Origin of the sequence: Chitinophaga qingshengii, assembly GCF_014529935.1 — a bacterium.
Classification (GTDB): domain Bacteria; phylum Bacteroidota; class Bacteroidia; order Chitinophagales; family Chitinophagaceae; genus Chitinophaga; species Chitinophaga qingshengii.
On sequence record NZ_JACVFC010000002.1, the window covers coordinates 810,800 to 823,783 of the forward strand.

General features: G+C 47.8%; 13 protein-coding genes. 7 read left to right on the forward strand and 6 right to left on the reverse strand.

Going from position 1 to position 12,984, the window contains the following annotated elements; genetic code table 11:
* Positions 1-243: 243 nt before the first annotated feature.
* The 4 genes from ICL07_RS18540 to ICL07_RS18555 all read left to right on the forward strand — a co-directional run bounded on the left by ICL07_RS18540 (position 244) and on the right by ICL07_RS18555 (position 3,732).
* Positions 244-1,536, forward strand: coding sequence for a DUF2130 domain-containing protein (locus tag ICL07_RS18540; RefSeq protein ID WP_188089512.1), 1,293 nt, complete (start codon positions 244-246; stop codon positions 1,534-1,536).
* A 39-nt stretch (positions 1,537-1,575) separates the two neighbouring features.
* On the forward strand, positions 1,576-2,205 hold the full coding sequence (locus ICL07_RS18545) for an HAD family hydrolase (protein WP_188089513.1): 630 nt from the start codon (positions 1,576-1,578) through the stop codon (positions 2,203-2,205).
* 232 nt (positions 2,206-2,437) lie between these two features.
* Entirely contained in the window at positions 2,438-3,079 is a 642-nt protein-coding gene (locus ICL07_RS18550; protein WP_188089514.1) for a DUF4136 domain-containing protein, read from the forward strand.
* 32 nt (positions 3,080-3,111) lie between these two features.
* Positions 3,112-3,732 carry an outer membrane beta-barrel protein gene (locus ICL07_RS18555; RefSeq protein ID WP_188089515.1) on the forward strand — a complete coding sequence of 207 codons (621 nt, stop codon included), beginning with the start codon at positions 3,112-3,114 and terminating at the stop codon, positions 3,730-3,732.
* 129 nt (positions 3,733-3,861) lie between these two features.
* Here the strand turns inward: ICL07_RS18555 and ICL07_RS18560 are convergent, their stop codons facing one another.
* The 3 genes from ICL07_RS18560 to ICL07_RS18570 form a co-directional block, all read right to left on the reverse strand.
* Positions 3,862-4,878: an FAD:protein FMN transferase gene (locus ICL07_RS18560; protein WP_188089516.1), complete on the reverse strand. Its 1,017-nt coding sequence runs from the start codon at positions 4,876-4,878 to the stop codon at positions 3,862-3,864.
* 68 nt (positions 4,879-4,946) lie between these two features.
* Complete coding sequence (locus tag ICL07_RS18565) at positions 4,947-6,128, reverse strand: MFS transporter (protein WP_188089517.1); 1,182 nt, start codon at positions 6,126-6,128, stop codon at positions 4,947-4,949.
* Positions 6,129-6,145: 17 nt separating this feature from the next.
* Positions 6,146-7,324: an acyl-CoA dehydrogenase family protein gene (locus tag ICL07_RS18570; protein ID WP_188089518.1), complete on the reverse strand. Its 1,179-nt coding sequence runs from the start codon at positions 7,322-7,324 to the stop codon at positions 6,146-6,148.
* Positions 7,325-7,510: 186 nt separating this feature from the next.
* On the opposite strand from ICL07_RS18570, the gene ICL07_RS18575 reads away from it, so the two are divergent.
* Positions 7,511-7,945: a YciI family protein gene (locus ICL07_RS18575; RefSeq protein ID WP_188089519.1), complete on the forward strand. Its 435-nt coding sequence runs from the start codon at positions 7,511-7,513 to the stop codon at positions 7,943-7,945.
* A gap of 66 nt (positions 7,946-8,011) precedes the next feature.
* Here ICL07_RS18575 and pyrF read toward each other — a convergent pair whose 3' ends face one another.
* Both pyrF and ICL07_RS18585 read right to left on the reverse strand, forming a co-directional pair.
* Positions 8,012-8,833, reverse strand: a complete 822-nt coding sequence (pyrF, locus tag ICL07_RS18580) for an orotidine-5'-phosphate decarboxylase (protein WP_188089520.1) — start codon at positions 8,831-8,833, stop codon at positions 8,012-8,014.
* Between the two features lie 256 nt (positions 8,834-9,089).
* Positions 9,090-10,187 (reverse strand): Mrp/NBP35 family ATP-binding protein, encoded by a 1,098-nt coding sequence (locus ICL07_RS18585; protein ID WP_188089521.1) that lies wholly within the window; start codon positions 10,185-10,187, stop codon positions 9,090-9,092.
* Between the two features lie 126 nt (positions 10,188-10,313).
* On the opposite strand from ICL07_RS18585, the gene ICL07_RS18590 reads away from it, so the two are divergent.
* Both ICL07_RS18590 and ICL07_RS18595 read left to right on the forward strand, forming a co-directional pair.
* Complete coding sequence (locus ICL07_RS18590; protein WP_188089522.1) at positions 10,314-10,970, forward strand: carboxypeptidase-like regulatory domain-containing protein; 657 nt, start codon at positions 10,314-10,316, stop codon at positions 10,968-10,970.
* A 139-nt stretch (positions 10,971-11,109) separates the two neighbouring features.
* Positions 11,110-11,994, forward strand: coding sequence for a 3-hydroxyacyl-CoA dehydrogenase family protein (locus tag ICL07_RS18595; protein WP_188089523.1), 885 nt, complete (start codon positions 11,110-11,112; stop codon positions 11,992-11,994).
* A gap of 384 nt (positions 11,995-12,378) precedes the next feature.
* Here ICL07_RS18595 and ICL07_RS18600 read toward each other — a convergent pair whose 3' ends face one another.
* On the reverse strand, positions 12,379-12,978 hold the full coding sequence (locus tag ICL07_RS18600; protein ID WP_188089524.1) for an IMPACT family protein: 600 nt from the start codon (positions 12,976-12,978) through the stop codon (positions 12,379-12,381).
* Positions 12,979-12,984 lie beyond the last annotated feature (6 nt).

A 12,984-nucleotide genomic window follows, 5' to 3' on the forward strand; every position in this document is an offset into this window, starting at 1 on the left:
ATCTCCACTGCTGTCACACTTCTTAACAATTACATCATCATGGCTTAACGTTCTGCTAATACGAATAGCAGAAATTAGCAGTAGCCCCCAGACAGGAAATTGAAACTATCTTTATTGAAAACCTTATTAACTATTGTTTGTGCCGTTATGTTGACTGGAAGGAAGTCGTGTTCCTTCCTTTTTTTATTCGTTCCCTGCAAATTTTCTAAACCCCTATCTTTACGTAATTTTTGTACTGAAATTATGGGAACATCTATTACCTGTCCCAATTGCAGACACCAGTTTGTCATGGAGGATGCTTTTGCCGCAGACATTGAAAAGGAAATGAGGGGGAAAATGGAATCGGAATGGCGCCGGCGCCTCGATTCCCTGCAGGCAGAAAAAAACAGCCTGCTATCGGAGAAAACCCGCATGGCGCAAGAGCGTCAGCAGATAGAAACACTGCGTCAGCAACAGGAACAGGAAGTCGCCCAACGGGTACAGGCAGAAAAAAAACGACTGCAGGAAAGCCTGACCGAAGAACTCCGCAAATCCATCACCGCCGATTTTGACACCCAGGTGGCCTCTCTCCGGGAAGCCAACCAGGAACAGGAAGCCCGCCTCCGGGAAGCCCGTAAACAGGAACTGGAATTTCTCCGCAAAGAACAGGAACTGAAAAATAAAGAACAGGAACTGGAGCTGGACCTGCAGAAAAAACTCATGGACGCCCGGAGTGAACTGGCAGATAAAATCCGCCGGGAAGAAACAGAACGCAATAAACTGAAAGATACCGAATACCAGCTGCGCATGCGCGAACTGGAAACACAGCTGGAAGCACAACGTAAACTGGCCGACGAGATGAAACGCCGCGCCGAACAAGGCTCTACACAGCTGCAAGGCGAAGCGCAGGAACTGGTGCTGGAAGAAATGCTCCGCACCACTTTCCCATTCGACGAAGTCACACCGGTGGGTAAAGGCGTACGCGGGGCCGATTGTGTACAACTGGTACGCAACGCCCTGGGGCAGGAATGTGGCCGTATCATCTACGAAAGCAAACGCACCAAGGAATTTTCACGCGACTGGGTGGAAAAACTCAAAGCCGATATGCGCAGCCAGGGCATCGATGTGGCGATCCTCGTCACCCAAACCATGCCGCGTGATATGGAACGTTTCGGCGAAAAAGAAGGTATCTGGATCTGCACCTTCACGGAAGTAAAATCGCTGGCCTACGTGCTGCGTGATAGTATCATCAAAATCGCCGGCAGTATCCGCACCCAGGAAAACAAGGGCGACAAAATGCATATGCTGTACGGTTACCTTACCAGCAGTGAATTTGCGGAGCAATGGAAAGCTATCCGCGAAGGTTTTATGGCGATGAAACTCTCTATACAACGCGAACGAGACGCCATGGAGAAACTGTGGAAAGCCCGCGAAAAACAGCTCGAAAAAGTATTACTCAACGCTGCTCATATAAAAGGTTCTATCGAAGGCATTGCCGGTAGTGATTCTGTAGATCTCAAATTGCTGGAAGATGCTTCCGACGAATTATTAGACTAACCTTTAAACCCAATCGCTTTCTAATCGTCATAATTACCTATGAAAAGCCAAACGACTAACGTGTACGACACAATTATTTTTGACCTGGGATCGGTATTGATCGACTGGAATCCCCGTTATTTATACCGCAAAATATTTGCTACCGAAGCCGAAATAGACGACTTCCTGGAAAACATATGCACCTCCGACTGGAACGAAGAACAGGATGCCGGCAGAAGCCTGCAGGAAGCCACCGAACAACTCGTGGCCGACCATCCGGCACAGGAAGCACAGATACGCGCTTTTTATGGCCGCTGGAAAGAAATGCTGGGTGGTGAAATACCAGGTTCCGTACAACTGCTGCGCCAACTGAAAGACAGTGGTAAATATAAACTGTATGCACTCACCAACTGGTCCAACGAAACATTCCCCCTCGCCCTGGTGGAGTTCCCCTTCCTGCAATGGTTTGACGGTATCGTGGTGTCCGGCCGCGAAAAACAACGCAAACCCTCTCCCTCTTTTTATCAGTTATTACTCAACCGTTACCAGGTAGATGCTGATCATGCCTTATTTATCGACGACAACCTCCGCAATGTAAAAGCCGCGGAAGCAGAAGGCATCGATAGCATTCACTTCGTTCATCCGGAGCAGTTAAAAGATGTATTAGTTTCCAAAAACATATTAAATTAACACTCTTTGTTAAAAGCTCATTTTGTTAACCCTCTTTTCATTTTAAGATTCCCTTAACATTATATCAGTAAACTTTCTGTAACATCTTTCTATCCAAAGCGTTGAACAATAAAGGAAAACGGAAACTTCCTGCAGCCGCGTGCCAGCCGGCGTTATTTGTTAACATATGACACGCACTCCGCTGTTAACCTTAACGGAAGAGATCCAATCATAAAAATTAATACGCGAGGATATGAAAAGAACAATGTATTTACTAAGTGCTGTTGCCGCCCTGGTGGCAATGATTTCCATCAGCAGCTGCCGTAAAGACCCCTTGAAGGATATGACAGATGAGGAGTCCCGGATTTATATCACCAACCACGACAAAACTGCTGATTTCACTTCTTACACTACTTTCAGTATTGTCGACTCTGTGGCCGTATTGAGCCGAAACAGCGATTCCGCTAAAAAAGCCCTGACTGCCTACGACAAACAACTGATCTCTTCTGTGACGGCTGCCATGCAGCAACGCGGCTACACACTGGTGGACAAAGCTGCCAAACCCGACCTGGGTATTAACCTGACCAGGATAGATAATTCCTACACGTCCGTCAACTGGAACCCAGGATGGTGGGGCGGTCCCGGCTATTGGGACGCAGGATGGTGGGGTTATCCCGGCGGTGGTTGGTACTGGCCTTCCTACTACACCGTATACCAGGTCAATGAAAGGCAAACTGCGATCGATCTCTTCGATCTGAAAAATGCGAAGAACGATAAGTTTAACGTTATCTGGAACGCCCTGTGGCGCGGCTCCGGCGTATGGAGCACCAACAACGTAGATCCAATGGTACAGGCTTCCTTTGCACAATCAGCCTACCTGAGCAAAAGCAAATAAGCCCATTCCGAAAATTTTAAATTGATAGAGAGATGAAAAAGATAAAAAACTGGCTGCTGATTTTCGCAGGATGTATTGCTGCTCAGACGGTGTCTGCGCAAAGCCGTCCACCCTTGTCCATTGATATCAACTATTCCATTGCCCAACCTCTTGGCTCCCTGAAAGATTATGCCAATAAAACCAGCTTCCGTGGCTGGACTGCAGGGTTGTCCTATATGCTCAACGACCGCCTTTCAGTTGGCGTACGCAGCGGCTACCAGGATTTCTACGAAAGACTGCCCCGCGCGGTATACCCCGATAAACAAGGCGATGTATCTGCTGTACAATCACGTACCCTGCAGGTGGTACCTATTCAGGCCACGGTAGGATATGCCTTCACTCCTGCCACCAGCGCCGTTATTCCTTATGGCGTACTCGGGGTAGGCGCAGCCAGTATGAGCTATGAAAAATACTGGGGCGAATTTGTGGAGAAAAATAACAGCTGGCAGTTTATGGTTAGCCCGGAAGTGGGTATCAACGTACCTTTCGGCCGTTATTCACCCGTGATGTTCAACGCAAACGTGCGGTACAACTACGCGCCGTACAAATACAACGAGATCACCAGCTTCAATACCGTTCAGGGAAACATCGGTATTAAAGTACACATACACTAAAACACTTTTTATCCATATTCATGAAAGAGGAATCGTGAGGATGCGCCCCGCTCGTTTTAACGCAGCGGGGCTTTTTATTTATAGATTTTGTTATCTAGAGACTGCCGGGACATCCTCTAAATGAAAAAACTATAACATAAGAAAATCTTTGAAGCCGGGGCTGTAAGCCTCTTTAATACTGCCATCCGCAGCCTTGTAGATATACAGAGCCTCCAGTCCGTAAGCCGGATGCTGCGCTATAAATTTCAGTCCTTTCTCCACTCCCATTAATATCAGCGGATTATCAAATGCATCGGCTGTAAAACAATCTTTTGCAATCACTGTAACGCTGATAATCCGGCTATGCAGCGCGATACCACTAACCGGATCTATGGTGTGCGCAAAGCGGGTACGTCCCTGGTCAAAAAAACGGCGATAGTTACCACTGGTGGCGATGCCTTTGTCCTGTAGCGTTACCATAGCCTGTATAGGTTCGTAGGTAGTATCTCCGGGCGCAGGACGCTCAATACCGATACGCCAGGGATTGCCCATTTGATTTACGCCTTTGGCACACAGCTCCCCGCCTACATCTACCAGGTAGTCGTGAATACCCAGCTGGTCCAGGAAGCGGCCCAGCACATCCACCGTATACCCTTGTGCGATACCGTTGCAATCGATCTGTACACCTTTTTTTGTTGTAGTGAGATGATCACCTTTTATTTTTAAATAACGGTAACCCACATACGATAATGCCTTTTTAATACTGTCAGTTGGCGGTACACCTTTAAAAGAAGGTTTGGTAACGCCAAATCCCCAGAGGTATACCAGTGGCTTTACGGTGATATCAAAAATACCGTTGGTGGCTTTGCTGGTGTAAATCGCTTTATCAATCACGGTACGCATGTGCGCATCCATTTTCACCTCGCCGGTAGCGTTGAATTGATTGATCAGTGAGCCCGGTTTATACAGGGAGAGTGATTGATCGATGACAGCAAATACAGAATCGATACGTGTTTGCAGCGAAGCCGTATCGGAAGAAAGATATTTTACAATAAAATAGGTACCCTGCGCTTTTCCTTCACAGACCACCAATTTGGGCGATGATCCGGGCGTTTGTGCCATGGCCACGGTACAAAAACACATCAACAGCAATAAAATCATCTTCATAAAAAAACAGATAACATGGATAAAGGGCAGGTAAGATAATATTTTGTGATGGGTTTTCAGCAAAACTGCTAAAGAGGTGATTTTTCGGGCGCCGGCACCCAAATCAGGAGATAAATTACTACTATCAGTGCAATACAGGCTGTAACAAAAAAAGCTGCTACGGCACCAAATTGAAACCAAATCCAACCTGTGAAGGAACTGGCTACCATAGCACAAATGCTCTGGAAACCCGTAAAGGTGCCAATAGCTGTGGCAGTATCTGTTTTTTTCGTGACATTGCTGATCCAGGCTTTAGCAATGCCTTCGGTAGCAGCAGCATACAGTCCGTATAAAAAAAACAGACAGCCATACCAATACCAGCTACCGCTTATACCCATTCCGGCATATACCATCACAAACAATATCAGCCCTGTCACAAAAATTTTTTTCAGGCCAATACGGTCTGCCAGTATACCCAGCGGAAAGGCCGACAGCGCATATATCAGGTTGTAAAAAATGTAGGTGCCAATAGTAGCGGTGTCGCTAAGTCCCGCTTGTTTCATCCGCAACAACAGAAAAACATCGGAGCTGTTGCACAAGGTGAATACAAGTAAACCCACCACCAGGTGACGATAGGCGGACGGGCTTTCCTTCCAGTAGTGCAAAAAGGCAAAAACACGGGGTTTCGCAGTCTTTTCTTCCTGTGTAACAGCGCGGTCCTTCAGGAATAACGATAATACAATAGCGAACAGGCCGGGAAGAAAGGCCAACAGGAACATGGTACGATAACTCCCCGGGTAAAAATAGAGCAACAACAGCGCAAACGCCGGCCCCAATACAGCCCCCAGCGTATCCATAGAACGATGAAAACCAAATACACGGGCTTTGGTATCAGCAGTCGACTCGTCAGACAACAACGCATCCCTGGCGCCTGTCCGGATACCCTTGCCCAGCCTGTCCACCGTACGGGCGAAAAATATCCAGAGCGGATATACGAATATCGCCATCATCGGTTTGGATACCGCACTCAGTGCATACCCCAGGCGTATAAAGGGCGTACGCCTGTGGGTATGGTCCGATAGTTTTCCAAAATATCCTTTGCTTAAACCGGCAGTAGCTTCCGCCATACCTTCCAGTATGCCTATCAGCAACACCGAAAAACCAATGTTTTGCAGGTATATTGGCATAACGGGATAAAGCATTTCGCTGGCGATGTCAGTTACCAGGCTAATGCAGGAGAGTATCCATACCGTGCGTGTCAGATACTTCATATTAACAGAAAATACTGTTATTTGAATGCGTCGAAACCGGTAACATCCATACCGGTAATGAGCAGATGGATCTCATGGGTGCCTTCGTAGGTCAGCACACTTTCGAGGTTCATCATATGCCGCATCACAGGGAATTCACCCGTAATGCCCATACCACCCAGGATAGAGCGGGCGTCGCGGGCTATTTTAGTAGCCACTTCACAGGAATTGCGTTTAGCCATGGAAATTTGTGCCGGCGTGGCTTTCCCCTCATTTTTTAATACCCCCAGGCGCCAGTTGAGCAACTGTGCTTTGGTGATCTCGGTCACCATCTCCGCCAGTTTCTTCTGGGTGAGCTGGAAACCACCAATCGCGCGGCCAAACTGACTGCGTTCTTTGGAATAACGCAGCGCCGTATCGTAACAATCCATCGCGGCGCCGATAACACCCCAGGCAATACCGTAGCGGGCGGAAGAAAGGCAACTCAGCGGCCCTTTCAATCCTTTCACCAACGGTAATATATTTTCTTTGGGCACTCTTACATTGTCGAATACCAGTTCACCGGTGGCGCTGGCACGCAGGCTCCATTTACCTTTTGTTTCCGGCGTAGTAAATCCTTCCATGCCTCGTTCCACAATAATGCCGCGGATCACGCCTTCGGGGTCTTTAGCCCATACCACCGCAATCTGCGCGAACGGGGCATTGGAAATCCACATTTTAGCACCATTGAGAATAACATGGTCACCATCTTCGCGGAAGTTGGTGATCATACCGGCAGGATTAGAACCATGATCCGGCTCGGTGAGGCCGAAGCAACCCATCCACTCTCCTGTGGCCAGTTTAGGAAGATATTTTTGTTTTTGTGCTTCACTGCCGAAAGTAAAAATAGGATACATCACCAGGGAACCCTGTACCGAAGCGGTAGAACGGATACCGCTGTCGCCGCGTTCCAGCTCCTGCATCATCAGGCCGTAGGCGATATGATCCATACCGCCACCACCGTATTGCTGCGGTATCGTGGGACCAAAACATCCCAGCTCGCCTAATCCCTTCAGGATATGCGACGGGAACGCAGCACGCTGGCAATAATCTTCAATAATGGGCGAAATCTCTTTCTTCACCCATTGCCTTACTGTATCGCGGATCAACAGGTGTTCTTCTGTCAACAAACCATCTACAGCATAATAATCCGGTGACTGGAATAAATCTTTAGACATCTCCTTGGGTTTAATACCCCAATATAACCAATTACGAATTACGAATGATGAATGACGGGCGGCGGTTATTATACATTGCCTTACGTCCTATGACATGGCAGCCCTCGCTAACTAATTAAAAATCAATTAATCACCCCTTTAATTTATCATCGAATAACTATCTTCGGGATAAAATTTTAACCAATTATGGCAAGCAAAGTTATTCCTGCAATATTACTGCTGGGATTTCTGGTTATCGTGATGGTATCTTTTCATCCTGTTGCTTTACCATCTATCTCCTCATCGCTGGCAGCCCGTGAAAAACCTACTCCTGATACTAACCTGAAACGCTATTGGATGGTGTTTCTCAAAGGAGGTCCACATCGCAATCAGACCGCGGTAGCGGCAGCGGGCATTCAAGCCGCACATCTGCAGCATATCCATCAGTTATCGAAGGCAGGCAAACTGCTGGTGACAGGGCCTTTTGATCAGGAAGGGAATCTGAAAGGTATTTTTATACTCGATTGCAGGGACAGCCTCGAGGCAGTAAAGCTGGTGAAGGAAGATCCGGCAGTGCGGACGGGGAGGTTATGTTTTGAGATACTTCCCTGGTGGACGGAGAAAAACTGCGTATTCAGGTGAACGGTAGCTTTCAGTCTTCCGGAAAATATTTTCCGCCTCGACTGAAAGCTAACGTCAACGGCTGTATTAAAGGCTGACAGCTGTCTGATTCAGGTAGGTAGCCATTTCCTGCTGGTATTGCAGGGCAGCGTTGCGGGCGTCTACCGCAAAATCTTCACCGTTGCCGGCATAGATGATACCACGACTTACATTTACCAGCAGACCACAGTCCTTGTTCATGGCCTGTGTGGAGATCTCCTGCAGGCTGCCACCCTGGGCGCCTACGCCTGGTACCAGGAAGAAGTGGTCCGGCACCATTTTACGGATATATCCCAATTGAGAAGATTGAGTAGCGCCTACCACAAACATCAGGTTATCCGGCGTGCCCCATTGCATCGCTGTTTTCATTACTTTTTCAAACAGCATTTCATCGCCCGCCTGTTGCAGTTGGAAATCCTGGCTGCCTTCGTTGGACGTGAGTCCCAGCAAAATGGTCCATTTCTCGGGGAACTGCAGGAAAGGCAATACGCTGTCTTTTCCCATATACGGGGCTACCGTAACGGAATCAAACTTATACGTATCAAAAAAAGTTTTAGCATATTGGGTAGATGTATTGCCGATGTCGCCGCGTTTGGCGTCAGCAATAGTGAAGATACCGGAGGGGATGTATTCTACAGTACGCTGCAGGCTTTCCCATCCGCGGATGCCCATACTTTCGTAAAAGGCCGTGTTGATTTTATAGGCTACACAAAGATCTTTGGTAGCGTCAATAATTGCCTTGTTGAAGGCAAACACCGGATCTGCGTGTGACAGCAGGTGTTTCGGAATCTTTTGAATGTCTGTATCCAATCCTACGCACAGATAAGATTGTTTTTCCTTAATAAGATTCACCAATTCCTGTCGATTCATAGTCGGTTTTATTTGGGGCGCAAAGTTAAGTAAAACTTAGCCATTGCGGCGGTTTAAACATATTATGATTACCTCTAAAATATTTTGCTGCGTGGTAGTTGTTGTGGTCGTTATGCTGTACCGACAATCATTTCGGAGGATGACTCCAGCTAAAGGTAAGGAAAAAAAGAAGAAGATTTCTCCAAAAAAACGGCGAAGACAGGGCGGATGATGCCGCTTTATCTTCGCCGTTATATATTGTCCGGTTTCCCGGATTTTACACGATAATATCCACAATTTTAGTGGGAGCGATATTGGCATTCCGCATAGCAATACTTCTGGCAGCTGCGCCGGCTACATCCAGGAAAGCTTTGCGGGTAACCTTATCATCGCCGGCCATGGCTGGCTGGCCGCTGTCGCCGCCTTCACGGATGCCCTGTACCAGCGGGATCTGGCCGAGGAAAGGTATTTCCAGGTCTTCCGCCAGTTTTTTACCGCCTTCTTTACCGAAGATGTAGTATTTATTTTCCGGCAGCTCTGCCGGCGTGAAATAAGCCATGTTTTCTACCAGGCCGAGGATAGGCACGTTGATCTGCTGCCCGCTGAACATGGCGATACCTTTCTGCACGTCTACCAGGGCTACGTCCTGCGGGGTAGTGACCATCACGGCGCCGGTCACCGGCACGGTTTGTACCAGGGTCAGGTGAATATCACCGGTACCCGGCGGCATATCAATAACCAGGTAGTCGAGTTCACCCCAATACACGTCGGTCAGGAATTGACGGAGAGCGCTGCTGGCCATAGGGCCACGCCAAACCACCGCTTGTCTTTCATCGATCAGCAGGCCGATAGACATGACTTTGATACCGTATTTTTCAATCGGCTGAATCATACCTTTGCCTTCTACTTCCACCATCATAGGCCTTTCGCCACGCAGGCCGAACATAATGGGCACGGATGGTCCGTAGATATCGGCATCCATGAGGCCTACCCGGGCGCCATCGCGGCCCAGCGCCAGCGCCAGATTAGCCGCTACCGTTGATTTACCCACGCCTCCCTTGCCGGAAGCCACGACAATAATGTTTTTCACACCTGCCAGTACGCCTTTTCCTTCCGTGCGGCGCGAACTTACGTTGGCGGTCATCACTACTTCCACTTCAGCGTCTTTGCTCACCATCATATGGATCGCATTCACACATGCGTTCCTGATAAGATCTTTCAACGGGCAGGCCGGTGTTGTCAGCACTACCGTAAACTTCACCTTATTGCCGTCTATCTCTATATCTTTTACCATGTTCAACGTCACCAGATCCTTTCCCAGATCGGGTTCTTCGACGTTGCTCAGGGCCTGTAAAATCTGCTCTTTCGTCATCATAAATTGTTGTTAAAATTCGATTCCTGCCTGCAAAGTTAACCCAATTGGAAGTTAATTTACAACTTCTTCTTGCGGTCATCCATCGCAGGGAGACAAGTAAATTAATTTCTATATCTTAGGGCCGGCATGCATCACAAAAGATCCTACATACTGTCACTCATCCTGGTATTTCTTTTATCTCCTTTCCTGTTGAAGGCCCAAATCGCCGATTTCAGAGACAGTGTTATACAGATTTCCGGTCTTACCATGACAGCAGACAGCCTCCGGGCCATCCCCGCCGTCAGCATTGTGGTAAGAGGCCAGGGAAGAGGGACCATCTCCAATTCCGCTGGTGTATTCTCCATCGTGGTATTCAAAGGGGATACCCTCACTTTCAGTGCAGTAGGTTTCAAAAAGAAAGACTATAAAATACCCACCACCCTTAAAGGCAATAATTTCTCCCTGATACAACTGATGGTGGAAGATACCACCTATCTCCCGGTAACCATCATCAAACCCTACCTCAACCGGCAGGAGTTTGAAAGGGCCTTCGCCTCCATGGACATTCCCGATGATGCCTATGAGATAGCCCGCAAAAACACGGAGAATGCCCGCATGAGGGCAATGACCCGCTTTACGCCCATCGATGGTGCGGAAGGCACCAATATGTATCTCAATAAACAGGCACAGTCCCTGTACTATGCCGGTCAGCCACCACCACAGAACATCTTCAACCCACTCGCCTGGGCACAGTTTATCCAGGCCTGGAAACGAGGTGACTTCAAACGAAAAGATGATTACTAACTTCGATAGCCATGATTTTTGCTGACTAGCGGAGATGAAAGTGGAGACCTGCGCGGAATCATGTTTTTAGGGAGATGTGCCGGCAATCATTTGCATTTTAGTTATATTGCCCGATAATACAGAAACCAAAATAATCTCCATGCAAAAAGTAGCGGTTATAGGCGCAGGCACCATGGGTAATGGAATTGCGCACGTATTTGCCCAAACGGGTTATGCAGTAACCCTGATAGATGTATCAGCTGCAGCCCTCGAAAAGGCATTACAAACCATCGGCAAGAACCTCGACAGACAGATCGCCAAAGGCGCTGTTACCGAAGAACAAAAAACACAGACACTCGCTAACATCACTCCCCTCACCTCTATTCCGGAAGGTGTAAGAGACGTGTCCCTGGTAGTGGAAGCTGCCACTGAAAATGTAACGCTGAAACTTAAAATATTCCAGGACCTCGATCAGCACGCCCATCCGGACGCGATCCTGGCAACCAATACTTCCTCTATTTCCATCACTAAAATTGCGGCAGCTACCAAACGCCCCGGGAAAGTGATCGGCATGCACTTCATGAACCCGGTGCCTGTCATGAAACTGGTGGAAATCATCAACGGCTATGCTACGGATAAAAATGTAACACAACAAATCGTTGCCCTCTCTGAAAAACTGGGCAAAGTACCCTGTGTTGTCAACGACTATCCCGGCTTTATCGCCAACAGGATTCTCATGCCCATGATCAATGAAGCCATTTACTCCCTCTTTGAAGGCGTAGCCGGCGTAGCGGAAATAGATACCGTGATGAAACTGGGTATGGCCCATCCCATGGGACCCTTGCAGCTGGCGGATTTCATCGGGCTGGATGTATGCCTTTCCATCCTCAATGTACTACATGATGGATTCGGCAATCCGAAGTATGCCCCCTGCCCGCTCCTGGTGAACATGGTCACCGCCGGTTACCTGGGCGTGAAAAGCGGAGAAGGATTTTATAAATATACCGCAGGCAGCAAAGAGCTGGTGGTAAGCCCACGGTTTTAAAATCAGGAAGGAAGGGCTTTTTTACAACACGATTATTCACTAACCGTCCAATAAAAAAAGTCCTTCCTTCGTTATTAACTTCGTCCGATATTGAACATCGTGCGGTTACTTTCGGACAATCTTATCTACTAAAGCATTTATAACTTATTCATTTTCAAACTGTACATTTCTGGCATATTCTTTATTTCCCTTTGATATCACCCTGAAATCTTACCGCCATGTTGAAACATTATCGATTCTTTTTAGTTGTAGCAGCCGTAGGAGGCACCTTGCTGCTTTTAAAAAGAGTATGTGTTGACCTGGAAGCGCCGGACGCCTCCCGGTCCCCTTTCCTCTGCCTGGAACTATTTGCCGACTTCCACCACACCGGTAAAGATGCTTCGGCTACTTCACCTGCTTTATCTCCAGTCCGTGAATGTCACGAAGCCGCAAAAGGCACAACTCTTCGTTCGACCTGGGCACCCCTATGTCCATAGTACAAAACAGTTGCAACTCCTGTGACAACACCGTGCAATTGTTTTGTTTCACTACCATCATCACATCGTTCATAATGGTATAATCAAACGTGAGATGATATTTTGATTCAATATTTTTCTGTACAGCCGGTACCAATTGCAGTACCATAGAAGCGCTTAACTTATAGGCATTGATTAACCCCGGAACACCCAGCAACGTACCACCAAAATAACGTACTACTACAATCAGCACATCGGTCAACTGTTTACTGTCTATCTGCCCCAGGATCGGTTTGCCCGCAGAACCGGAAGGTTCGCCGTCGTCATTGGCGCGGAACTGATTGCCGTCAGTACCCAGCCGGTAAGCATAACAATGATGGGTAGCTTTGGGATGCTCCTTTTTCACTTCCATCAAACAATCCTTCACCGCTTCAGGCGTCTTCACGGGAAATACATAAGCGAGAAATTTGCTGCCCCTGTCCTTGAACTCAGCGACAGCGGTTTTATCAATAGTAAAATAAACCTCCATCTATAT